Annotated in this window: 24 protein-coding genes and 1 pseudogene; 10 read left to right on the forward strand and 15 right to left on the reverse strand. The window is 67.7% G+C overall.

What is annotated here, in order from left to right; genetic code table 11:
• Nucleotides 1–116 precede the first annotated feature (116 nt).
• Both ACFYO9_RS26655 and ACFYO9_RS26660 read left to right on the forward strand, forming a co-directional pair.
• A complete protein-coding gene (locus ACFYO9_RS26655; RefSeq protein WP_358777306.1) occupies nt 117–803 on the forward strand; it encodes an ImmA/IrrE family metallo-endopeptidase in 687 nt (228 codons plus the stop codon).
• Nucleotides 804–805: 2 nt separating this feature from the next.
• Nucleotides 806–2,029 (forward strand): hypothetical protein, encoded by a 1,224-nt coding sequence (locus ACFYO9_RS26660; RefSeq protein ID WP_358777286.1) that lies wholly within the window; start codon nt 806–808, stop codon nt 2,027–2,029.
• Here the strand turns inward: ACFYO9_RS26660 and ACFYO9_RS26665 are convergent.
• The 4 genes from ACFYO9_RS26665 to ACFYO9_RS26680 form a co-directional block, all read right to left on the reverse strand.
• On the reverse strand, nt 1,999–2,628 hold the full coding sequence (locus ACFYO9_RS26665) for a hypothetical protein (RefSeq protein WP_358777285.1): 630 nt from the start codon (nt 2,626–2,628) through the stop codon (nt 1,999–2,001). The genes ACFYO9_RS26660 and ACFYO9_RS26665 overlap by 31 nt on opposite strands.
• Nucleotides 2,629–2,876: 248 nt before the next feature.
• Complete coding sequence (locus ACFYO9_RS26670) at nt 2,877–4,394, reverse strand: LacI family DNA-binding transcriptional regulator (protein ID WP_358777284.1); 1,518 nt, start codon at nt 4,392–4,394, stop codon at nt 2,877–2,879.
• 27 nt (nt 4,395–4,421) lie between these two features.
• The gene (locus ACFYO9_RS26675) at nt 4,422–4,796 is read right to left on the reverse strand and encodes a helix-turn-helix domain-containing protein (protein ID WP_358777283.1); all 375 of its coding nucleotides are present in this window, start codon (nt 4,794–4,796) and stop codon (nt 4,422–4,424) included.
• 132 nt (nt 4,797–4,928) lie between these two features.
• Nucleotides 4,929–5,444, reverse strand: coding sequence for a helix-turn-helix transcriptional regulator (locus tag ACFYO9_RS26680; RefSeq protein ID WP_358777282.1), 516 nt, complete (start codon nt 5,442–5,444; stop codon nt 4,929–4,931).
• Between the two features lie 294 nt (nt 5,445–5,738).
• On the opposite strand from ACFYO9_RS26680, the gene ACFYO9_RS26685 reads away from it, so the two are divergent.
• From ACFYO9_RS26685 to ACFYO9_RS26705, 5 genes are all read left to right on the forward strand, one after another.
• Nucleotides 5,739–7,016: a DUF3631 domain-containing protein gene (locus ACFYO9_RS26685; protein ID WP_358777281.1), complete on the forward strand. Its 1,278-nt coding sequence runs from the start codon at nt 5,739–5,741 to the stop codon at nt 7,014–7,016.
• A 348-nt stretch (nt 7,017–7,364) separates the two neighbouring features.
• Entirely contained in the window at nt 7,365–8,297 is a 933-nt protein-coding gene (locus ACFYO9_RS26690; protein WP_388666654.1) for a DUF2637 domain-containing protein, read from the forward strand.
• A gap of 287 nt (nt 8,298–8,584) precedes the next feature.
• Entirely contained in the window at nt 8,585–9,013 is a 429-nt protein-coding gene (locus ACFYO9_RS26695; RefSeq protein WP_358777279.1) for a plasmid mobilization protein, read from the forward strand.
• Nucleotides 9,014–9,017: 4 nt separating this feature from the next.
• On the forward strand, nt 9,018–10,727 hold the full coding sequence (locus ACFYO9_RS26700; protein WP_358777278.1) for a relaxase/mobilization nuclease domain-containing protein: 1,710 nt from the start codon (nt 9,018–9,020) through the stop codon (nt 10,725–10,727).
• Nucleotides 10,728–10,827: 100 nt separating this feature from the next.
• On the forward strand, nt 10,828–11,208 hold the full coding sequence (locus ACFYO9_RS26705) for a hypothetical protein (protein WP_358777277.1): 381 nt from the start codon (nt 10,828–10,830) through the stop codon (nt 11,206–11,208).
• A 27-nt stretch (nt 11,209–11,235) separates the two neighbouring features.
• On the opposite strand, the gene ACFYO9_RS26710 is transcribed toward ACFYO9_RS26705, so the two are convergent.
• From ACFYO9_RS26710 to ACFYO9_RS26730, 5 genes and pseudogenes are all read right to left on the reverse strand, one after another.
• Nucleotides 11,236–11,805: a flavoprotein gene (locus ACFYO9_RS26710; protein WP_358777276.1), complete on the reverse strand. Its 570-nt coding sequence runs from the start codon at nt 11,803–11,805 to the stop codon at nt 11,236–11,238.
• Nucleotides 11,802–11,924 (reverse strand): annotated as a pseudogene (locus tag ACFYO9_RS26715) (transcriptional regulator); the annotation flags it as partial. The gene ACFYO9_RS26710 and the pseudogene ACFYO9_RS26715, both read right to left, overlap by 4 nt.
• Nucleotides 11,925–12,021: 97 nt before the next feature.
• On the reverse strand, nt 12,022–12,555 hold the full coding sequence (locus ACFYO9_RS26720; RefSeq protein ID WP_358777275.1) for an ATP-binding protein: 534 nt from the start codon (nt 12,553–12,555) through the stop codon (nt 12,022–12,024).
• A gap of 44 nt (nt 12,556–12,599) precedes the next feature.
• Nucleotides 12,600–13,469: a glycosyltransferase family 2 protein gene (locus ACFYO9_RS26725; protein WP_358777274.1), complete on the reverse strand. Its 870-nt coding sequence runs from the start codon at nt 13,467–13,469 to the stop codon at nt 12,600–12,602.
• Nucleotides 13,463–14,257, reverse strand: coding sequence for a hypothetical protein (locus ACFYO9_RS26730; RefSeq protein ID WP_358777273.1), 795 nt, complete (start codon nt 14,255–14,257; stop codon nt 13,463–13,465). The genes ACFYO9_RS26725 and ACFYO9_RS26730 overlap by 7 nt, the downstream gene beginning before the upstream one ends.
• On the opposite strand from ACFYO9_RS26730, the gene ACFYO9_RS26735 reads away from it, so the two are divergent.
• Entirely contained in the window at nt 14,252–14,422 is a 171-nt protein-coding gene (locus tag ACFYO9_RS26735; RefSeq protein ID WP_358777272.1) for a hypothetical protein, read from the forward strand. The two genes, ACFYO9_RS26730 and ACFYO9_RS26735, sit on opposite strands and share 6 nt — an antisense overlap.
• Nucleotides 14,423–14,709: 287 nt before the next feature.
• Here the strand turns inward: ACFYO9_RS26735 and ACFYO9_RS26740 are convergent, their stop codons facing one another.
• Both ACFYO9_RS26740 and ACFYO9_RS26745 read right to left on the reverse strand, forming a co-directional pair.
• Nucleotides 14,710–15,414: a hypothetical protein gene (locus ACFYO9_RS26740; RefSeq protein ID WP_358777271.1), complete on the reverse strand. Its 705-nt coding sequence runs from the start codon at nt 15,412–15,414 to the stop codon at nt 14,710–14,712.
• The gene (locus ACFYO9_RS26745; RefSeq protein WP_358777270.1) at nt 15,411–16,571 is read right to left on the reverse strand and encodes a glycosyltransferase family 1 protein; all 1,161 of its coding nucleotides are present in this window, start codon (nt 16,569–16,571) and stop codon (nt 15,411–15,413) included. The genes ACFYO9_RS26740 and ACFYO9_RS26745 overlap by 4 nt, the downstream gene beginning before the upstream one ends.
• A 148-nt stretch (nt 16,572–16,719) precedes the next feature.
• Between ACFYO9_RS26745 and ACFYO9_RS26750 the strand changes: the two genes are divergently transcribed.
• Together ACFYO9_RS26750 and ACFYO9_RS26755 are read left to right on the forward strand one after the other, a co-directional pair.
• Nucleotides 16,720–17,697 carry a helix-turn-helix transcriptional regulator gene (locus ACFYO9_RS26750; RefSeq protein WP_358777269.1) on the forward strand — a complete coding sequence of 326 codons (978 nt, stop codon included), beginning with the start codon at nt 16,720–16,722 and terminating at the stop codon, nt 17,695–17,697.
• A complete protein-coding gene (locus ACFYO9_RS26755) occupies nt 17,694–18,263 on the forward strand; it encodes a peptide deformylase (protein ID WP_358777268.1) in 570 nt (189 codons plus the stop codon). The genes ACFYO9_RS26750 and ACFYO9_RS26755 overlap by 4 nt, the downstream gene beginning before the upstream one ends.
• 96 nt (nt 18,264–18,359) lie before the next feature.
• Here the strand turns inward: ACFYO9_RS26755 and ACFYO9_RS26760 are convergent, their stop codons facing one another.
• The 4 genes from ACFYO9_RS26760 to ACFYO9_RS26775 all read right to left on the reverse strand — a co-directional run bounded on the left by ACFYO9_RS26760 (nt 18,360) and on the right by ACFYO9_RS26775 (nt 22,664).
• Nucleotides 18,360–19,595, reverse strand: a complete 1,236-nt coding sequence (locus ACFYO9_RS26760; protein WP_358777267.1) for a hypothetical protein — start codon at nt 19,593–19,595, stop codon at nt 18,360–18,362.
• 262 nt (nt 19,596–19,857) lie between these two features.
• A complete protein-coding gene (locus ACFYO9_RS26765; RefSeq protein ID WP_093836397.1) occupies nt 19,858–20,259 on the reverse strand; it encodes a hypothetical protein in 402 nt (133 codons plus the stop codon).
• Nucleotides 20,259–21,374: a hypothetical protein gene (locus tag ACFYO9_RS26770; RefSeq protein ID WP_358777266.1), complete on the reverse strand. Its 1,116-nt coding sequence runs from the start codon at nt 21,372–21,374 to the stop codon at nt 20,259–20,261. Before ACFYO9_RS26770 ends, ACFYO9_RS26765 begins: the two co-directional genes overlap by 1 nt.
• 951 nt (nt 21,375–22,325) lie before the next feature.
• The gene (locus tag ACFYO9_RS26775; RefSeq protein ID WP_141721929.1) at nt 22,326–22,664 is read right to left on the reverse strand and encodes a helix-turn-helix domain-containing protein; all 339 of its coding nucleotides are present in this window, start codon (nt 22,662–22,664) and stop codon (nt 22,326–22,328) included.
• Between the last annotated feature and the right edge of the window lie 178 nt (nt 22,665–22,842).

Consider the following 22,842-nt stretch of genomic DNA (forward strand, 5'->3'; position numbering starts at 1 on the left):
TACGCCGCGTCCATGCTCACCTAGCCCTGGCCCGACTGCAGTTGGACGGCCTCACAGCGGAGGCAGGCGTACCGGAGGAGCCGACGCGCTTCCTAAGGGTCCCGTTGAACGACCTCATGACCCCCAAGGACGCAGCACGCCGGGTCCGCCGGGAATGGAACATGCCGCCCGGCCCCGTGCTCGACATGGTTGGGGTAGCGGAGGACGCTGGCGCCCTCGTACTCACCGAAGACTTGGACAGCGACCTGCTGGACGCCGTAAGCCAGTGGCCCGAGGGGCGACAGCCGCTCCTGCTGGCCAACACGCGCGCCCCCGGAGATCGTCGCCGCTTCAGCATCGCCCACGAATTGGGACACATGGTGATGCACCCGGAACCCGGGACAGCGTCCACACAAGAGAAGCAGGCAGACGCCTTCGCCGCAGAGTTCCTGATGCCGGCCGCCGATATCCGAGCGTCCTTCTCAGACGGGATCGACCTAGCTGGTCTGGCGGATCTCAAGCGCACTTGGGGCGTTTCAATGTCGGCTCTCCTGCGCCGTGCCCAGACACTCAACACCATCAGCGAATGGCAGTACCGCACCCTGATGATCGAGATGTCAGCGCTCGGCTACCGTACGACAGAGCCGGTCGAGGTGCTCCCCGAACACCCTCAGCGAGTCGCCACTCTCGTGCAGCACTTGCTGACTATTCGCCAGATGCCTCTTGAGGACGCGGCAGCATGTGCCCATCTCCTCCCGGAGGACTTCCAGCGCCTATACGTCGATGGCGCCGACTCATCATCGATCCCAGCCACTCGAAGGTGACCATGAACGAGCCCTCCTCCTCGCTGCCCCGTCCTCGCTCCAATCTGACCGAGCCTCCCGATGCCGCGAGCCAGGCAGGGCAGTCGGAGGGCATGAGCCAGCTGCGCGGCCGCATGCTGATCCAAGTCAGCACCTTCCGCCTCAACTACGTTCAGGCCCACCTGGACCCCGGCCGAAGCGGACTCGTCCTGTGCGGAGACGACGCAGTGAAGAAGGCCGGCACCCTACGCTTCAAAGAGGGCTTCGACAGCCCGCTCCTGATCGACCCGGCTGTGTACGAGACTCGCGTCGCAACAGAAGACGATCCGTTCCCATACGAGATCGAGCCCACGCTGTTCCTCGATGACCCCCTGGAACTTGCCTTGGCCGAGCAACGCGATGCCGGCGCGACGCTCGCTATGACGCCCACGGGCTACATCAGGGCCGAAGACTCGGACGCCCTTCGTGCGGCCGTAACCCGCGTCCTGGAACTTGACGACCCAACAGTGGTCTTCGCTGCCCCTGTCGATGTCGCCTGGTTGCGCGACCAAGAGTCGACTCGCCAGCTCATCGCCTATTTGCGTATGCTCAGGGGCCCTAAGGCGATCATGCTGGGCGGACAAATGGATCCCCTCGGCCGATACGCAAAAGCCGTAACCCATCTCAAGCGGCTCGTCGAGGAAGTTCCCGACGCGGCACTCCTGCGTACCGACCTCGCAGCCTTCGGCGCCCTGGCCGCTGGTGCAGCCTTCACTGCTTTCGGCACGAGTAGCCGATACCGGCACATCGTCGCACCAGGCGAAAAGGCACAGACGAACAAGCGCATCCCTGTCAGGTCTCCGCACGTCCTCTTCCCCGAGTTGATGGCGTTCTTCCTGGGAGAGACGATCGCCAAGCGCTACGGTGGCGCGGACACACCGGTCTGTTACTGCGCTTCCTGCGCTGGTAACCGCGCCCTGGATGCCTTTACGAGCAATCGCGGCGACCTGCCGGCCTCGGCCGCCGCTCACAATGTTGCGGTCCTCATGGAGTGGCTTCGCACCCTCGCCGCTGCCGAACCCGGACTCGCTCGTCAGCAGTGGTGGTACGACCGCTGCCGGACAGCCCTGGGTCAGTACACGGTGATCAACGCGTCAATCCGGCAACCGGGCGCCTTTAAGTCCCCTGCCCAACTGGACCGCTGGGCTCTCGAAGCACCCGAGCAGCTCGCCACCGGTCAGAAGGCGGAAGCCGACCGGAGTCGCTGATACAGGTCCTCGACGAACCACCAGGCCGCAGCGGTGTGTCGAGGCGGCCTGTACTCCTCCGGTTCCAGGACCAGTTCGACGTCACGTCCTGAGGCGACAAACACACCGATTCCGTAGAAGTCAGCTTCCACCAGCGCTTCATCCAGACGAGCTGGCCTGCGATCCAGCAACACAGCCCGGCGGCAGAAGGGCGCGAAGCGGCCAGCCCTCTCGAGCCCCTGACGCAAGCTGGCGGCGCGGACCACAGCAAGATCCACATGCACGGGACGCATAGCCTGCCTGGCCACGGTCTTCCGGCTGCGCTCAGCGGCCCCAGCTGGCAGGGCCCGGACAGCACGCCGCTCTTCGGGACCCAACGTGTCCATGGGGACAGCAATGCCCACAGGCAGAGCCAGCAGAGATTCCAGGTCGGCCATATGAGCCAACGGCGCAGCTGAACTTCGCTCTCGCCGTGCGTGCTCAGCTGCGTCCAGTCGGTAGAAGCACAGGGCCTCGACCCCGCAGATCGACACGACCTGCGCCTGGCTCCCCGGCTCCAGCAGCGCGCGGGAGGCCACTCTCACAGAACCGTCCACTGCGGTATTCGCCAAGGTCACCATGGCCTCCACCCTGCCTCACCAGGCTCCGGCCGCAAACATCGGCCCCCGCCATTCATCCAACCGGTATCGGCACGACTCCACCTGCCAAACCGCTCAAGCAGCGCCGTGGACACTGCTCTGGGCGGGTTCATTGTCTGAGCATCCCGCTGAAAATGAGCCGCCGGGCCAGGTAAAGCCCTTCTCCCACCCGGCGGCCTCTGCTTCGTGTACTGGTGTCCTCGTGTACCTCCTGGATGGCTACGTCTGCCTTATGAGAGCCCGACCCGCCGCGCCTTCAAGAGTGTGTCCAGCGCCCCTACCGGCGACGCGGTGCACATCGCGAGCCGTGCGTCGAGCGCTGCTTCCCACTGTGCAGTCAGGCCAGCCACGAGACGCCGGCGCATGCCGACGGTGACGTGGGCATAGCGTGCCGAGACCGAGCCGTCGATATGGCCCATGCGCTCGTCCATGAGGACCTTCTCGGTGCCGAGGTCCTCCATCATCGTGCGGTGGGTGTGGCGCAGGCCGTGAGGTGTGAGGCCCTTGGCGATCGGGAGCCAGCAGGCGTCCGCCCGAGCGGCGGCGCCTCGGCCTCGGGCTGGGATGCCAGGCCACGGCTCGCCGAGGATGGGCACCGGGCGGGCCTCCTGGGGCGCCTTCTTCGGATACCAGCCGGACACCGCCGGGGTGAACAGCCAGGTGGCGAAGCCGTTGCGGCGCCAGTGGGCTGCGGGCTCCGACGTGGCACCACCCCGAATGAACCCAAGCTCTGTGATGGCGAGTTCGACCCGTACGCGGGTGTCCTCGTGTACGCGGTCGGGGTGGTTGAGGACGTTGGAAACCGTCCCCGTGGAGACCTCGGCACGGCGGGCCACGTCGACAAGCTTGGCGCCCTGGTGACCACCTGTACGAGCTGTGCCCTGGCCTCGGAAGACGTATGTCCTGCCGTGGCAGGGGCAGGGCGTCGGCTTCGTGCGGGCGACGTGGTTGAAGACCAGGGCGGACAGCCAGTCCGTCGAGTCGATGGTGCGGTAGCTGTCGTCCTTGGGCGGGCAGCGGACCAGTTCGCCGGTGTCGAGTTCGTACAGCTGCCACTCGACGCGAAAGGCGCCGGGTCGGACGAACTCCGTTTCCAAGCCGACGATTTCACCCCAGCGTTTGCCGGTGTAGCCCTTGAGGACCGTGGCGACGAACTCGTCGTCGCGGCCGGACAGCAGGGCCGCCCGCTCGGCGGTCAGCAGGATGCCGAGCGCGTCGGTGACGACCTTCTCCGGGCCGCGGTCGCGGGAGCGGCCGGCGCGCTTGCCCCGTCCGCGTCGCCTGGCAGCCGGGTTGGAAGTGAGCAGGCCCTCGTCGATCGCGTCCTCGAAGATCAGGTGGAGCGTGGAGCGCCAGGTCTTGACGCTGGAGGCCGCGTATACGGCCCGTTCCTTCTTCTCCCACAGCTCGACGTCCGCGCGCAGGACGCCTGCGAGCGCCTTGTCCTCAAAGTCGGGGAGCAGGTGCTCCTCAATGTGGCGCTTGTAGTTCTGCATGGTCGAGGCCGCCAGGTCCTGAGCGGCGTACCAGCGGTTCGCGTACTCACCGAAGGTCTCCCGGCCGAGTGCCGGGTCGCGCCAGTCTCCGCGCCGGTATTTGTTCTCGGCCTCGCTCGCGGCACGCTGAGCCTCGCCCTTGGTGGCGTACTTGATCGGCTTGCCGTTCCCACCGACAACGGTGAGGTGCTTGCCGGGCGCGATCTTGTAGCGGCCGCGCCAGTAGTTACCGCGCTTCTCGCCGAAACCCATGTATCCCTCCCCCTCTTCGTCGTCGTGCTAGGCGGCGGTCCCGAACTGGGACTGGCGGGCTCGGCGTGGTGGCCGAGCCCGCAAGTGGACCTTGGTAGCGGCGGACGAAGAAGGCGGTTGGGGAGCAGGCGGCTTGGGGGCAGGAGGCGTTGCCGCCCGCTTCTGCGGGAGCGCGGGGCGGGCCTCGTGCATGCGGATGATCTCCGCGAGGTGCTCGCCGGTGAAGCGGTAGGCGCGGCCGACGCGAGTGAACGGGATGAGGCGTCGGCGGGCGCGGTCCTTGACCCACCAGGCGGAGCAGCCGAGGACGGCGGCGACTTCCGCGGGGACGTACAGGCGGGACAGAACAGCCTCGGCGTGCGGGGTCCGTGCGGAGGCAGGGGGTATCGCGGGTTGGTGCAAGGTGTGGGTCCTCTTCAGGCCGTGGCGGGTGTGGGCGCGGCAACGCCGACCTGCCGGTCGATCGCTAGGGATGAAGGTTGAGATGCCCGTGCCGGGGGTTTGCGGGCCCAGGACGGGAATGGGAGCGGGACGCTACGCCTCGCCGGCGGAGCTGGGGGCGCCGTGTCCGCTGGGCGGAGGACCGTGCATCTTCAGCATGGTCTTGCTGGCCTCCTCCGCGATGGCGCTCTGGACCATGAGGTCGGCCTCCTCGCGGATATCGGGGTACTCGGCGAGGTAAGCGTCGAGCGCTTCGCGCGCCTCCGTGAAGGCCATGTTGGCCCTCTGCGTCGCGCGGAACGCGTCCACGACCTCGTCGATGAGTTCCATGGCGCGAGCCTTGGCCGCCAGCTGGGGCGGCCCGACGAGGTTGCGCAGGTCGATGCCCAGAACCTCGGCAAAGCCGATGGCGTCGTCGAGGTTGATGCGGCGCTTGCGGTTTTCGATGCGCCAGACCGCGGACGGGTTCATCTCGAAGCCGGCCTCGTTGAGCCGGTCGGACAGGGCGTTGGTGCTCCAGCCGCGCGCTTCGCGCTCCACCCTGATGCGGGTCGCAACGTTCGCCTCGCCGCTGAGCAGGACGCCCTCGGACGGTTCTTCCTCCACCATCAGCACCCCCTTCCGTTCGTAGCGATGCACTGCGGTTTGCAGCGCAGCCTAAACAGTAGCATCGATACTGCGAGATGCAAAACACTTCTGCAATCGGCAATTCGTGTGGCATAGTGGTGGCATCCACACCACTGACCTCAGGAGCCCCACGCGAGCGCACGCCACATGAAAGAAGCCCCCGGCGATGCCGGGGGCTCAAGCGCAAACCTCTCAACCGCCATCCCTAGCGATCAACCTGCGGAGTCCGGGATTGCCGTCCCATATGGCCCGCAAGCAGAGGAGCTGATGCCCAGTATGACCGATCCCCAGCCGAGTACGCCATCCCTTCCCGACCGCTCCGGCACATCGTGGCCCCCGGTCGCCGTGCCCGGCCAGCCGTCCGGCGCTGCTGCGCCTCCGGCAGAAGAGGACCGCGACGACACCACCTCGCCCACGCCGCTGCCCGAGGGGGCGCAGATCCTGGACGACCTGCGGGCACAGTTGAAGCGGTATGTGGCGATGCCGAGCGAGGAGACCGTCACGGCGGTGGCCTTGTGGATCGCGGCGACGCATCTGCAGCGTGCGTGGCAGCACGCGCCGCGTCTGGCAATCGTCGCGCCGGAGAAGCGGTGCGGTAAGTCCCGCCTGCTGGACGTGGTGACCGAGACCGTGCACAACCGTCTGATCACGGTCAACGCCAGCGCGGCGGCCATCTTCCGGTCGATCGACGGGGACGACCCGCCGACCCTCCTGGTCGACGAGGCCGACACCATGTTCAGCACCACCAAGGCCGCGGAGAAGAACGAGGAGGTCCGCGGCCTGATCAACGCCGGGCACCAGCGTGGCCGCCCAACTCTTCGGGTGTCCGGGCCCGAGCACCAGGTGCAGGAGTTCCCCACCTTCGCCATGGCCGCACTGGCGGGGATCGGCGACCTGCCCGACACCATCATGGACCGCGCGGTGGTCATCCGGATGCGGCGCCGTGCGGCGGGCGAGAAGGTGGCCTCCTTCCGCACCGGCCGTGACACCCCCGCCCTGAACGCGATCCGTGATCGCCTCCATGCCTGGCTCCAGCCGCTGTACGTACCGGCCATGGAGATGGAGCCGCCCATGCCGGTCGAGGACCGCGCGGCGGACACCTGGGAACCGCTCGTCATCATCGCCGACGTCGCTGGAGGCGACTGGCCCGCGCTCGCCCGCACCGCCTGCCGCACCATGGCCGACTACGAGGCCGGCCAGGACGAGGAAGGCGGCCTGCGCACCCGCCTCTTGGTCGGCATCCGCCGCGCCTTCGCCGCCGTCAGCGACCCTGCCGTGCTCAGCACAAAGCAGCTGCTGGAGTCCCTCAACGCGGACAAGGAAGCCCCCTGGGCGGAGTACGGCGTCAACGGCCTGACCCCGCGCGGCCTGCAACTGCTCCTCAAGCCCTACGGGATTGGCTCGGCCAACCGCCGCTTCCCCGACGGCACCCAGGCCAAGGGCTTCGCGCGCAACCAATTCCTCGACACGTGGGCGCGCTACTGCCCCGAGCCGAAGCCGGTGGACGGGCCCGCCCAGAGAGCTGCCGAGCCGCTGCCCGGCGCCGCCGCCTGACCTGACTCCACTCGCATCACTCGTCCCCGCGCAGGTCAGCGCAGGGACGAGTGAACGCCCCGCAACGAGTCGAGTCGACATCACCGCGCCACTCGTACCTGTTCTGACCAGGCACGCGACGAGTGGTACGAGACATCACGCCGTACGGCGGCCCCGCCTTACCCTCCCCTGCGCCGAGGCCGCCACGCGCCACGCCCACCTGGAGTACCCCGCTTGCTCGCCCGCGTCATCACCCGCCTCCGCCCAACTGAGTCGCGCCCGCGACCTCGCCCTGCAACCGATCCTGGAGAGGCTCGCCGCGCACGCGCCCGCACCACGCTCGTCCTCGGCCTGGTGGTCGTGGTCCTCATGGCCTTCCGGGTCTCATGGAACGCGCTGTCCGACGTGGCCCGCGCCATCGGCGCCGACTCCACCGCTGCATTGCTCTACCCGATCGTGGTCGACGGGCTGATGGCCCTCGCGCTCATCGCCACGCTCGTGCTGACCGGCCCCGATCGGACGTTCGCGCTGCGGGTCCTGGCGACGTACACCCTCGCGAGCCTCCTGCTGAACTACGTGCACGGCCTCATACCGGCCTTGCACAGCGAGTCGGTCCGGTGGGGCCGACTGGCCGACTGGGACCCTGCGAACTGGGCCCTCGTGCTCCTGGCCACCTCGCTCCCGGTCGGGTCGATCTACTTCGGGTCCGATCTCGTGGCGAAGGTGCTGCACCACACCCCAGAGTCGGCCGACTCTGCCGCAGTGGCCCCTGGCCCATCGGCCGACGAACACGCTGATGAGTCGGCCGTCCAGATCACGGGTGCGCAAGCCCCCGGGTCGGCGCCTGACCTGGCCGAATCGGATCCCGAAGGGGCTCGCGATGCGGCGCCCGTGACGGAGTCGACCGAGGCCAGCGAGTCGGCCGCAACTGCCCGATCATCCCAGTCGGTCACTGTGGCGGCGTCGACCGGAGCCCTCCGCCGACCGGCGACCGGTCGGGTACCCGTCGCGGCCAAACCGACCGCCGACCGCCTCCGCACCGACGCCGAAGTCCTTGAGGAGGCACGACTCCTGACCGCCGCCTGGAGCGACGACTCGCTGACCGCCGAGCGCCTGCGCAACGAACTACGCGTCGGCCAGAACCGTGCCCGCACCGTGCGCGACCAACTTCGGGCCGAGCGCGCCAGCCTGCCCGAGCCCGTCACGTACGACAGCTCCGAGAGCGATCCTCTCGGCGTACTCGACGGCGACGCCGTACAGCAGCAGAGGAAGCCCGCTACGGCCCCGTCCGGCACGGCCTGACCCAGCGTTCGCGCTGGCCGCCCTTGTGCCTCCCCGTGCCGACGCGCGCGAGGAGGCACAGGGCCCGACTACAGCGAACCCCCATCCCCCGGCACCCCACGGAGATCCAGCCCATGCACGACCCATACAACGAACTACCGCCCCACCAGCAGGAGATGACCGACGGCCTCAACAGCGCAGCAAGTTGTCGGGTAAGGAGTCCTTACCCGGCCTCCGCCCCACAGGGGGCTGAGGCGTCCGGCGCCAAGGCGGCACCGGAGTCAGCCGGCCCGGGGGTGCCAGCTGAGATGGGGGCCAGCAAGTCCTCGCCGAGCACGCCGCAGAAGCCCGTTCAGCGCCGCCGTCTGCGCGACAAGCAGCTACGCGAGCGCCGCTTCCACCCGCGCTACAACGACGACGAGTTCGCCCTCGTGAAGCAGGCTGCTGTCCTGAGCGGCATGGCGCCTGGTGGCTATGTGGCCGAGTGCTCGCTCGCCGCTGCCCGCTCCGATGACCCCACCGCAGCCGTCGCCGACTACCGCGCCATGATCAAGGCACTCATGGCTGCCAACGGCAAGCTCGGCCAGATCGGCAACAACCTCAACCAGCTCACCTGGCACCTTCACAAGGACGGCGCCTGGCCTCACCCGGCAACCGTCCAGCAACTCCTGGACCACGTCGATGCGTCGGTCGCCGAGCTGGACACCGTCATCGCTCAGGTCGCTGAGGGGCGGTGATCAGGTGATACCCAAGATCATCATCAGCTCGGGTCCAGCAGCCACGCGCCGCACGATCGGCTACCTCTTCGGCAAAGGCCGGGCGAACGAGCACACCGACCCGCACCTCGTGGCCTCATGGAACAGCTTCGCCCCCGACCCCGGCCGCAGCCCCCATCGCGACCCCAAGGACGTGATGGCCCAGCTCGTCGCGCAACTCGACCAGCCCGTGAAGATGCTGGGCGACAAGGCGCCCAGGGACACCGTGTGGCACTGCCCCGTCCGAGCGGCACCCGAGGACCCGATCCTCACCGACGCCCAATGGGCTGACATCGCCCGCCGGATCGTGGCCGCCGCCGGCATCGCCCCCGACGGCGACGAAGAAGCCTGCCGCTGGGTCGCCGTCCGTCACGCCGACGATCACATCCACATCGCCGCCACCCTCGTACGCCAAGACGGCCGGCGCCCCGAGCGCGGCTACGACCAGCGCGCCGTCCAACGCGCGGCCCGCAAGATCGAAGTCGACTACGGGCTTCGCCGGTTGAAGCAGGGCGACGGCACGGGCGCCAAGCGCCTCACCAGCAAAGAGCACTTCAAGGCCAAGCGCCTGGGACAGGACGCCGCTACTCGTGATGTCCTCCGTCTGCGAGTGCGCCGCGCGGTTGCCGCCGCAGCTGACGAGGCCGAGTTCTTCGCCTTGCTGGAGGCGACGGGCGTGACCGTACGCCTCAAGCGCGGCCCCTCCGGCGACGCACTCGGCTGCAACTTCGCCCTGCCCGCCGACACGAACGACAAGGGCGAGCCGGTCTTCTACTCGGGTTCCGCCCTCGCCCCCGACCTTTCCCTGCCCAAGATCCGCAAGAGCCTCGCCACCACCAGCCCCGATCCCGTGACGGCCCCGCTGGCCGATCCGTGGCGCCAGGCGACAGCCGCCGCCGAACGCGTCCCCCACCACCTCATCCACAGCGACGACCCCACCGCCCAGGGCCAGCTGGTCGCGCTCGGCGCAACACTGGACATCCTGTCGTTCACCGCACCGGCCGCAGTCAGGGCTGAGCTGGAACAGGCCGCATTCGCCTTCGAGCGCGCCACCCGCTCCCGCATCGCGGCCGACCTGGCCAGCTCCCGCGTCCTGCGCCGCAGCGTTCAAGCAATCTGGCGCGAGAAACCCGAGGACGGTGACGGGACCGGGTTCACGATGCTCCTGGACGCCGTGCTCACGGCGGTGGCGTTCGCGATGCACTGGCACCGCACGCACCAGCACGCACAACAGGAAGCAGCAGCCGAGCAAGCCCTTGTCCATCTGCAGATCGCGTACGCGCAGGCAGCTGAGCCGGTCGTGGCGGGCCTCGCGCAACGGGCTCCCAGCCTCCAGATGAAGCAGCGCTTCGCCCGCCACCTCCAGCAGGCGGTCCCCGATCGCGCCGAGCGCATCCTGGGCGACCCCGCCTGGGACGCGCTCACAGCCGTGCTCGCCGAAGCAGAGGCCGCCGGGCACAACGCAGACGCGCTTCTCGACCAAGCGCTCGGCCAGCGCACCTTGGATGACGCCCGCAGCCCCGCACGTGCACTGACCTGGCGCGTCCGGCGTCTGGGCGAGCGTCACGCCCCCAGCCCCCGGGCCCAGGCGGCAAGGGCTCGCAGTGCCGCACACGGCAACGTCGGCTCGACCCGCTCAATCCACGCGGCGCCCGCCGCTCCCCTACAACCGCGGTCGCCATCGCGCTGGCGCTGACCACGGAGCGCGCAACATAGCCGACGATCGCCGGTTACCCAAACCGGCGATTGTCCGGAGTATTTGGGCCTCAACCCCGAACTCCGAAAGGAACCCCTGCATGCCCTCGCCCGAAATCCGACCGGACATCGTCGCCCTTCTGTGCCGCGCTGACTTCAAGCTCCGGTCAGACACCAAGACCTGGAGCGACCGCTCCGGACGCCCGTTCACTAAGGCAGAGCAGGCAACAGCTCTCTCCGCCACCAAGGACGAATTCGAGGAGTTCGGCGCACAGCACCAGCGCTACATGGAGTACCTGCGCACGAAGGAGGACAGCCCCGACACCCTCCAGAGCTTCCTCGCCCCGTTCATGGAACAGCTCACCGAGAAGACCCTCGGCAATGCGGTCGAGCTGATGACCAGCGAGGATAGGGCCGAACTCGACCGCATCCTCAGCCTCGTGATCGAACCGGCTCTCCCGTTCACCCCGTACACCTTCTGAAAGGCGTAACGGACACGGCGACGCTGATCAGGCCCGTGGGGACAGCTCGGGAGTGAGCAGTTCCAGCGCTTCCTCCCAGCGGTAGCGGTCGGCCCCTCCGCCGGTCTTCGGCTGGTGGGGCTCGTACGAGCCGATCAGGACGCCCATCTCGCGCAGCACGTCGAGGCTGCGTGTGTACGCGGGATGGGCGGCCTGGGCTCGGTTGAGGTAGGGCATGACCGCGATGGGAATGCCCATGCCGTGCGCCTCGCACAGAATGCCCAGCGCCAAGGTGTCCGAGATCCCTGCCGCCCATTTGTTGATCGTGCTGAAGGTGGCCGGCGCCACCGCGATGGCATCGGAAGGAGGCAGCGGGCGCGGGTCACCGGGCATCCGCCATGCTGAGCGGATCGGGTAGCCGGTCTGTGCCTCGACCGCCTCGGCGTCTATGAAGCCGAGACCCTGCGGGGTGGCGACGACGCCGACGTCCCAGTTCGCCTCCTGGGCCGCGGTGATCAGCTGGCCCACGTCGCCTGCGATGCCGGACGCGCACACGACCACGTACAGGAAGGGCTTCTTCTGGCTCGGTTCGGTCTGCTGGTCTGGCTGATCACTCACGCGGGGACTCCCAGTTGGCGACTGAAGCGGTGCAGTTCAGGCAGCGTACGGCGGCGGTCGCGAGCGGCCATGTCGGCCACCGACTCGCGGATGGCCGGGCGGCGGATGTCCTCCAATGCCCAGTGCGGCCACCGGGGCATGTACGACTACGTGGCTCGCGCCAACGGTCACGCTGTCAGGGGCGACAAGGCGACGCAGGTCGAATCCCGGCGGAAGTCAGTTGCCTCGACTCGACCGGTCGGACATCAGCGTCGTCGCCAGTCGCTCGGGATCCCCGTCGTAGACGACGATGTCTTCGTCTTCAGCGGGCGGATCGAATCGGGCGAAGAAGTCGTCGAGGGCTTCAGGGGTGACCGTGAGGGCGTTAGCGTCCTCACGCTGGTTGCGTTCGGCCAGGCGCTGGAGCAGCACGTCGCGGTCGGCGGGGAGGTAGACGACCCGCGGATGGCCTCCGGCTCGGCGGGCGGAGTCTCGCCAGGCGTCGCGCTCGTCGCGGCGCCAGAGCCCGTGATCGAGGACGATGTCGTTACCGGCCTGCAGTTCCTTGGTGAAGCGGGCCCGGATCGTCTCGACGACGGGGCGTTCGCGCTCGAAGTAGGTGTGTTCGGGGTAGTCCACGCCGTAGCGGCCGTGCAGGCGGTGGACTTCCTCGTCGACGGAGAGCCGGGTGAAGCCGTGCGCCGCGAGGGCTTGGGCGACGGTGGTCTTCCCGGAGCCGGTCAGCCCGGTCAGGAGAACGGCGAGGGGCACAAGGCTTCCCTTCTGTGGCGAGTGTGTGTCAGCGGGCATTGTTCCTAACCGCGGTGGGTGGTCGCGTGTGGCGGTCGCCAGGAGGTGAAGATGCCGTGGGCCTCCGTGGTCCAGCTCGACGGCATCCTGTTCAAGGTCACCTGCCGGAAAGCGAACCGGGGGTCACTCACGTTGATGGCACCGCCGTGGCGTCCGACGTGGGCCAGGAGATGGCCGGCCTCGTCGCGGACAGCCGGAGTGTGTTCCTGCCAGACGCCGGACGAGAAGTGCTGGACCCGACGGCGCAGATCATCCAGGACACCGGCGCGCCATTTGAAGTGGTGGACAGCGCAGAGGTGCTCGGGGTCGGGCCGGTGATCCGGAGCTCGGTGGTTGCCTGATGCCACGGCGACGTCGTGGCGGGCGAGAACGACCTTGCGGGGGTCTCCACGCAGGAGGCGGTGGGTGAGATGGCCGCCGAGGGGATACGCGCGATCGAGGCCGCCTTCGGGGCGCCAGCCAGTAAGGCGTCCGCTGGCCGCGACTCGGTCGAGCATGAGACCGCCGACGGCGCGGTGTCCGGCGGCGTCGGCTCGGGCCATGACGTCGGTGAGATCCGCTGGGTACTGCTGGAATTCGTCAGCGTCGGCGAGCAGGTGCCAGCCGGGCCCGGCGCGATGCCGTAGTGCGTTTCTGAGCCGGGTGTTGGTGTGCTCGTGCCACGGACCGACGCTGGTCCCAATGGGAACGATGCCGCATCCACGGGCGGTGGCTTGGAGGTCACGTCGCAGTACGGGAGAGACGTGTTCGGGGAAGTGGAAGGCGAGCAGGAACCGCTCGACGCCCAGTTGCTGGTAGTGCCGGACCCAGGCGGTGAGGAGCGGTGGCTCGATGGGGCCGATGACGGCGATCAGTGCGGGTGGTGCGGTCAGCATTCGGCGCTCCTCGGTCGGGGCTCCGCGTTTTCCAGGGCGGCGAAGGTGTGGGTGAGGAAGTCGGCCTGATCCGCGGCGGAGCGCATCCCGACTTGCTCCGGTGCCTCGGGGCCCGGCCGGGCGGGCGGCATGCGGATGATCGTGTGCAGCGCGTCCGTGAGGGCGGCAGGTTCGCCGGCGGGGAAGGTCCGGGCCCAGGGCAGCCCGTCCAGGCGGGTGGTGAGCGCGGGGTCGTGGTTCGAGACGAGCAGGGGGACCCCGAGGCGTGCGGCGTCCATGACCAGGCCCGATTCCTTGCCTGTGCCTGGGAGGCGGGTGACGAGGACGACGTCGGCGGCCGCGTACACGAGACGCAGAACGGCCTCACTGACAGGGCCGGGCACCGTGTGAACGCGCAGACCCGGCAAGCTGCGCCAGCGCCCCAGAACCGCCTCGTCGAGCGGGGTGCCGACAACCATAAGATGCAAAGGCTCCTTGAGCCGGGGCAGAGCCTTGTCGACCGTGTCGATGTCCTTGTACGGCCACCAGCCGCCGACCAGGCACACCACCGCCTCCGCTGCCGGGATGCCAAAGGCCACCCGGCCACCGTCGCGCTCCACGTCGGTGAGGCACTGGCCGTCATCCACGGCGAACGGACTGATGACCGCAGGCAGGTCAGGGAACGATGTAGAGAGCTGACGGCCCACGGCCTGTGTCGGGCACACCGCGATCGTCCGTTGCTCACCTCGGCGAGCGAGCCGGCCGAGCACTCGCACCAGGAGGTCCTCGGTGGTGACCTGCTCGTGCACGAACCGCAGGTGCGGCTGGCCGCCCAGGAGCGTCGCCAGCCCGTGCAGAGCCTCGCTCGCCGTGAGGATCACGACCGCGTCAGCACCGGGCGCCTGCTGTCGGGCGATGCGCAGGGCGGATACTTCGGCGAGACAGCGGGCGAGGAGCGTGATCTGGTGCGGTAGCCGCCGAAGCCGGCGAGGCCACCTGCGGGGTCGCAAGGCCCACTGGCCGACAGCGGAAACGCGAGTCGCCAGCCTGGACAAGGCCAGGAGCGTACTCGCCGTGGCCCCGTGCGGACCCGCGAGCGTGCGGGCTCCCGTCTCCCGCAAGGCCGTCTCCCCATCGGCCGCGATCCCGTTCGGAGCGATCACCACGCTCCCGGGACGGGCCCGGGCGAGAGCGATCAGGGTGCGTTGGTGGTGTCCGCCCATGCGATGGGCGTACGGCTCGATGAGTACGAGTGGCTCACTCATCCCGAGATCACCTGGTCCCCGTGCGCAGCGGTGAAGCGCTCACACAGCCACGCGGGGTCGTTGAGGTGGTCGAACTGCCGCGAGTCGCGGGCCGCCTCCCGGGCGAACTCGATCCCCTCGCTCGCCCCGACGGCGGCAAAGTCAGCGAACTCGCCGGTGCGGCTGCCCGTCCACGCCTTCATCCGCTGACGGGCGTCGTCGTCGGCCATCCCGTACTCGCTGCCGCGGGCGAGCATGGCGCACTCACGGAAACCCGCCTTCCAGGCGTGCAGAGGGCTTTGGTTGAACCGTGTGATCCCAGCGTTCTGACGGGCGAACTCGATGCGGCCGGGCAGGGCTGCGAGAACGTCCACGGCCGCGCCCATGTCGCGCAGTGCGCTGCGGCGGATCAGTTTCAACCCGCCGTAGCCGTAGATCAGGCCGTTGACGGGATTGACCGCCTGCCAGACACGCATGGAGACGCCCTCACCCAGCGGTTCGACCGCGGACGGATCGAAGTCGGTGTTGATGGCGAAGTCACCGTCGGCGAGGAAGAACTGCTCGTGGTCGACGACCTCAGCGCACAGCCGGTAGGCCCTGCGCATGCCGTGCACCCCGTGCAGGCGTTTGACCGTTCCGCCGAGTGTCCGCTGGAGTCGGGAGTGCAGGGAGTCGGCCATCGGCTCGTCGTAGGACAGGAAGACCGCGTCGAAGCCGGTCACGAGATCGCCTCCAGGTACCGGGCGGCGATGAGCGCGGGCGTGAAGTCGTGAGTGGAGGCGTACGCGCGCTTGGCGTGCAGGGCGTGGAACTCGTCATCCGTGACGAGGCGTTCGGCCAGGGCTACTGCCTCTTCGGGCGTGGTGAAGCACATCTCGGGGTCGATGTGTTCGGCCAGCCAGCCGAGCCTGGGTGCGATGACCGGCAGGCCCATGCCCTGGCAGTCGATCACGCTCATCGACCAGGGGCAGCCGTGCCGGAACGGGGCGATGCCGAAGCGGGCGCCGGCCAGCAGGTGCTTGTAGCGGGTGCGGTCGCCGCGGTCGGAAACGACCTGGACGTGCGGGAGAGCGGCCAGTTGGTCTCGCATCCGCTCCGGGCTGTCGTCCAGCCCCTTGCGCTCGGCCCGGCGGTCTCCGAAGAGGTCCATCACCCTCAGTCGCACCTTGCCGGACTCCGTCAGGTCGCGCGCCATACGGACGAACTTGTCGGTGCCGTAATGCGCGTAGAGCCGGTGGTTGTAGATGCCGATCTTGCTGTCCGGTCTGAGGTCGGAGCTGGTAGCGGCGGGATCGCGCACCAGCCGCTCGTCCCGCGGGGCCGGAACCACGCGGAGCCGGTCGCCCAGATCCACGGTCATACGGGTGGCGGCAGCCGACACCCAGGAGGCGGCCGTGGAGGAGTGCACCATCACGCGGTCGCAGGCGGCCAGACCGGCGGCGAACGCCAGCTGCACCGGCCGGCCGAGCCCCGCGTCGTTCAGGGACGGGTCGAGCAGCAGCTGGCCACCGCTGTTGAAGGAGAAGGGGAGGTAGTGGCAGTACCCGGCGAGCAGAGCGTCAACTCCGACCTCCAGCAGCGCGGTACGGATCGCGGGCGCCTCCTCGATCTGGTTGGCCACCACCACGTCCGGCCGCTCCGACCGGATCAACGTGACGAGCTCGTCGACGTCGTTCGAGAAACGGGCCCGGTACTTCGTCCCGGGCGTCTTCGTCTGCCGGAAGCCGCAGCGGGAGTCCCCGGCCGCGGCCGGGGCCGCGACGGTCACCTCGGCGCCGGCGTCCACCAAGGCCGGCGCCAGCAAGTCGGCGAAGATCCACCCCGAATCCGCCGACAGGCGGTCAGGGTTGGAGATGTTCAGCAGGTACAGCACACGCATGAGATGTCGCCTCCCTCATCTGCCCGGACGGGTCGATCCGGGCCGCTGAGGGAAGGAAAGCGGTGACGGGCGCCGTGACGGGATGATGAACTTGGATCACTCACGGTTCATTCATGCTCACCAACAAGTGACGCGGGGCGGGGCTTCAATGGACGCGCACAGCGAGGAGACAACCGTCGGGCAGGCGGCCGAGGGCTTCGCGGCCGAGGTAGCCAGGTGGCGGGAAGTACGCGGCATGTCCAAGCGCGCCCTCGCACGGGCCATGGGCTTCGACCCGTCCTACGTCAGTCACGTGGAATCAGGCCGCCACAAGCCCAGCGAGGAGTTCGCCCGCCTCGCCGACGAGGCGCTGAACGCCGGAAAGGCGATCTGGCGGCGATGGGGCGACTACGAGCAAGCCCGCGTCCGCGCAACCAACCGTCCGGCTGTGCCGGCGCCGACCTCCTCCAGGACCGAGCAGCCGTACGCCACCGGTTCCGCTCTTGTCGTCGAGCACGACGCCGCCCTGCTCCAGTACAACGGCAGCGCCTACCGCCTCACCATGCGCAGACTGCTGCGCAACACCGGCACCGAGCCGATCACGCGCTACCTGATCCGCATCTCCGTCGACCGCTACCCCGGAGATCCAGAACGCTCCAATATCCACTACCGGGCTCATCCGCTGACCTGGGACGAACTCGACCTCACCGCGACCTGTCGCGGCGAGACGATGCGCTGGCAGGCCAAGCACGACCGCGACGCCTTCAAAGAGGTCTGGCTGCTGTTCGACAACGAGCGTGGGCGCTTCCCGCTCTACCCCGGCGAATCCGTGTGGATCGAGTACGCGTACACCGTCGGGGACGACAAGTGGGGCAACTGGTTCCAGCGCGCCGTCCGTCTTCCCACCGAACAGCTCGAAGTCCAACTCGCCTTCCCCGCACACCTGGATCCGGTCGTCTGGGGAACCGAGACCTCCATGACCGCCGAAGCGTCCCCGCTGCGCACCCCACCCGTCCGCAGCGACGCGGGCGAACTGAGGCAGTTCACCTGGATCACGGCGACACCCGCCCTGCACGCTCGGTACCGTCTGGAGTGGCGATTCCGGGCCAGGCCCGAACAGGACATGAATCTAGGGGAGTTCAGGTGAACGACGTACGGCCCAGCCAGCGCATGCGTGACCTCGGAGTAGTCCAGCGCGGCGCCGGCATCCTGGGCGAAAGGGCCCGCGCCTTCAGCCTGCCCTCCGAGCGCGACGAAGCCGAGCGCATCACCGACGAACTGTTCGCCGCCCTGGACCGCATCGGCCAGGTCCACCCCTTCGCCAAGGGCATGGGCATCGCCGCCCCGCAGATCGGCATCGGCAGGGCCGCAGCCGTCGTGCAACCCCCTGCGGACGCCCCCGCGGTCATCCTCCTCAACCCGAAGATCATCGCCCGCTCCGAGGAGACCGACGAACACTACGAGGGCTGCCTCAGCTTCTTCGACGTACGCGGCCTCGTGCCGCGACCGTTGACGATCACCGTCGAGACCACGGCCCTCACCGGTGAGACCGTCACCACCGTCTACGAGCGCGGCCTCGCCCGCCTCATCCACCACGAGATCGACCACCTCGACGGCCTCGTCTACACGGCCCGCATGAAGGACGGGGTCGTCCCGATCCCGGTCGAGGAGTACCGCCAGACCGGTCAGGCGTGGGCCTACGAGCGATCCTGAGGTCCCACAACGACGTGGGCTCTATACCAGGTCAGCACAGGCGAAACGTGCGAACTGTGGCGCCAAGTGAACGCCGGAGCTAAGGAGCGTCCAGCCCTACTCAATGGGGTTGGCACGGACGGATCTTGTTTCCAGGGCCCTTTCGATGTCCGTTACGGCATCAGCAAGCCGGCGGTAGACGGGCGTCGAACGTCCCATGCGCTTGAGGCCGTGCTGCAACGGATCGCGCATGTGCTTCTCACAGACGACGAAGTCCGCGTATCCGGCCGCGCAGGACAGGTAAATCATGTCTGTCAGGTCATTAGGGCGCCACCTCGTGCCCTTGTTGAGGTGCCGACTCTGAAGCATCTCCCGGAAGAGGCCGACGGCCGGAGACTCACCAATGGCCCGCACCCAGCCCTTGAAGCCCCAGCGCCGGAACAGTTCCTTCGAGACATCGGCCGCAGCTGCCTCCTCGGCAAGTTCCCGCTGCAGATCTGTCACGAGGTGGATGTCAACGGCCCTGCGCTTCTGCTGAGAGTCCTGATCAAGCTCATCCAGCCAGTCACTGAACCGCTGGCTTACCGCGGTCCACCCGGTGTCCGGCCCCTCCCCGACCCTCTGGGTGTCAAGCATGGCATCGATGGAGCCAGAGGCAGCGACTAGCGCCTCGGGCTGGAACACAAAGTGGTCCTGGAACACTGACGACATCTCAGCAACACCGTCAGCAATGCGGGTAGAGGAGTGAAGAGCATCCGAGTCGAGAGTGAAGACCGGGGCGCTACGCTTGTTATCGGGCCGATCAAGTCGGTGGCAAAAGGCATCGTGAATCTCGTTTCGCCGGACCTGTAGCGGATCACGCATCTGCCAACCCCGGCTGTACTGCAGGATCGTCAACCCGAGGTCGTAGCGCTTATCGGTGCTGAACCGTTTGCCGGTCTCGTAGTAATGACCAGCAGAAGCAGGCAAGACGATCCGGCGCTGGTCCACCCATTCCCCGAGTCTCAGCGCAGCGGCTCGATCCGCCTCGCTGCTCGTCGGCGCACCGTGGGAAGCGTTGCTCAGCAAGCTCCACTGGTTCTGGTCGAGGTAGACGACGAGCCGTCCCGCCAACTGATCAGCAGCCCCCGCAAGCGGCATTTCGAAAAGGACCTGATCGCCGCTCAGGGTGGTAGCGAGGAGGGCTGCCAAGGCTGGACTGAAGTCCAGTCTGGCAATCACGCTCGTGTCCTCGAACGGGGAGGGGTCCAAGGGGAACCGGGCCTCCTTCCCGTCCGAGCGGGTGAAGATGGTGCACGATGCCGCGCGGTCCATCGTGACGAGCCTGATGGAGGGGGTGCTTTCGTCTTCCACGGCACCTATCTTGCGGTGCTCCTCCCAAGAACGTGAACGGGTTTGATTCCGCAGATGTCCCCCTCAGCGTGATCGGGGTTCCGCCAGGGCACACATCGCTGCTCGGCGTTGGAGCACCCTCCTTGCAACGTGGCAATTCTGCGGTTGAGGTCAGGTGCCTGACCCGCAGACCGGGCCGGACCCCTGCGTTGTTTATGGGGCCATTTTGGGCACCAACTGCGGCGCACAGCCTTCCCCAGGTTTCGACCAGGCACCCTCGGGTTCAGCTCAGCAGCCCGCTCACGGCATGCGCAAGAGCCTCTCCGCTCTGCTGGACAACGGTCCCGAGAACCAGCGCCGGCAGCGCCTGCGCGATCCCCCTTAACGTGCTCGTGCTCTCGGCCGGGGCCGTGAGCGAGCCGTCTACCGTGCCCGCCATGGCCCTCAGCGCCTCTGCGTGCTGTAGAACCGCCGCGTTGCGGTCTAGATCCTCGCGGAACGCGATGAGGAGAGCCCGCACGGCGTCGACGTCGGTGGTCCCGTCTGCCGATGCAGCCTGGTACACGCGTGAGATGTTCTGCCCCACGACGTTCTGGAGTGGGGCGATGTTGTTGCCGCCGATGCTGATGCCTGACCCGTGCCCCGGTTCGGGCGTGGGGTCCGGTCGACGTCGTCCGATGGCCATCACTTTCCTCCTTGGTTAGAGGGGCCTTGTCCAATGTTGCTGTTGCCGTTGCCGACGACGTTCTGGATGGGCGCGTTGTTGTCGCCATAGATCTGGATGTTGTTGGTCACGGCGGCTACCTGCTGGTCGTACGCGGTGGTGTCGATGCCCCGGTCGCGCAGATAGGAGGCAACCGTGCGGAAGACACAGGTCTCTATGAGGACGACGTGGCGCTTGGCGTCGTCGCTCTGGTGCATATCGGTGACTTCCTCGGTCGAGTACCGGTCCCTGAGGCTCACCGGGTCCTCTTCGTCTACGTGACTCTCGATGCTCTCGCCGAGTCCGACACGGGCCACCCGTCGCCATAGAGTGAGCGGGCCGACAGCTGCATCCAGGAGGGCCTGGACCGTTACCCATCTCCACAGCCGCATGCCGCGCTGCCCGGCAGGGGCATCTGTCACTTCCAGCTCGTTGTAGAGCGGGGTCATCACGTGTGGTCGCACCGTCAGCCTCAACTCGCCTGCTTCCAAAGCAGCGTGTACGAAGACGCTGACCACAACCTGGCCGTTCCAGGTGATGCACTGCGCGCGCAGGTAGAGGCGTTCCGGCTCACTAGATGGCGACTTACGGCCCCTGCCCGTCAGGTCCGGGGTTTCCCCGTTTCCTTCCCGGGTCCGCTGTAACCAGAGGTGGGACGGTAGCCCGAGCACCCGCTCCATGGAGAACCCTGGCAGAGGGTCCGTGATCTCCCTTACGCCACGTCCCAGTTCGTCAAGTGCGGCACCTACACGCCGCAGCAGTTCGGCTTCGCCGAAGGACTTGACCGGCTCCTCAGGGTCTTGGGGCTTTAGAGGGATGTTGATGTGGGCGGCTCCCCAATGATCACGGCCCGCACCGATGAAGTGCTGCGAAGCGTCGTAGGGCAGCAGACGTCCCTCCTGCTCCTCTCCGAGCACGAATATCCTCCGGGCGGCCTTCGGCGTCGCCCACGGCAATGCATCACGGGAGACCTTGCTGCGGCTCAACACAGACAGCGCGGATCTCGCAAATAGCCGGTCCCCGGCATAGACCACCGCCATCCCGGCGAGAAAGCCGAACGGCACTACGGCCAGGCCAAGACGCGTTGCCGACACCATGTCCTCACCCGAGTCGTAAGGCACCAGCGCGAGCAGCCATGGGATAACGAGAGGTAGGTATGCCAGACGTGGGCGACGGGCCAATCGGCTGTTGCGCTTCTGCTTGCGCTGGGCTCGAAACGCCGCCCACCTCATGGTGAGGGCGATCGCGATTGCGCCCAGCCAGATCGCTGTCGCCCAAGGAGTGACGTATCCGACCACTGCCAGAAGCAGCAGGAAGCACAGACGCCGTAGGCGCCTTCCTCGGCGCGCACGCACACTGTGCCTCGCCACGGGGACAAGATCGAACCCATAGGACGGCACGGGAGTCGGCGGGCCGTTTAGTACATGGTCGACAACCCACTGAGCCGTCGGTTCACCCAGCGGAGGGCAGTCGTCGCTGCCCTCCAGGTAGATGGGCCGACGCGTGCTACGACGCGGCCTCTTCGCGGGCGCCCTTTTGCCGCGCAACTTGCGCCACCACGACTGGAGTTGCTTCGCCCGGTCCGGCCGCGCGTACACCGCTTGACACAGAAGCCTCGTCACCTCGGTGGCAGTCGGTTCGACCTCAGCAGGCCGAGGGGTATCAGCTCGGTGCGGTGCCCGTTGCGTTGGGATACCCGGCCATTGGTCGGCGCCCCACCCCCCGTGCCTCTTCCTCTCCCGGGCCTTGGTGCCCCAGGCAGCTCCCATACGTTCCCCCGTTCTCACTTACGGCGGGCATCTTCACGGCGAACGGCGGAGACCACCAGACCGCAAAAGCGACATTGAGCACAACGGGCCGTAGTAAGCGGAGGAATGGCCGAAATATGCTCAGCTAAGGCAGACCAAAGCCCCGTGAAGATCCACTTGTGAATGAGAGGAAAAGTAGGCAGATTCCGATGCACGACCTGCAGGTCTTCCCTGCCTAGCTGCACCGTTGGCGTCCGTCGCCGACCACCAGCGCGTAGCTGGCCATGGAGCAGACCGCGCTCACGAACTGGGGCTCGCCCCGGGGCGCGATCGTGAGCTGGGCTTCAGTTCCGCGAGTGGATGTCGCGTTACCGGCCGTGCCGACTGCACAATCGGCTCGCGATGGAACATCTCATCGATACATTCGAGATCATTTTCGGTAAAGTATACAAACTTGCCGATCTTCCCGTGCGGCAGCTCCATGATGTGGGCCCGCAGCCAGTTCTCGCTGACGCGCAATTCTCGGGCAGCCTCGGGGTATGTCATCCGCCGCTTGCGCCGCGGGTCGCAAAGCTTCTTTTTTGAACGGCGGCCGATCAGGCATCGACCGTAGGCCATCTTGAGCCCCTCAGAACTCATGCTTGCACCGCGCAATCTCAGAGCAGGAGGAGTCAATGGCGACAAGCTCAACTCTCGTCCGCCCACTGTGACATCGGTTCGGCCGTCGGGCCGCAACACCTTCCTGACACCGGGCTCCGCTGCTCTCCCCCACCGATCCAGCACCAAAAGTCACTTTGAGTATCTGTACGGATGCGGG

Origin of the sequence: Streptomyces sp. NPDC005863 (assembly GCF_042871345.1) — a bacterium.
Taxonomy (GTDB): domain Bacteria; phylum Actinomycetota; class Actinomycetes; order Streptomycetales; family Streptomycetaceae; genus Streptomyces.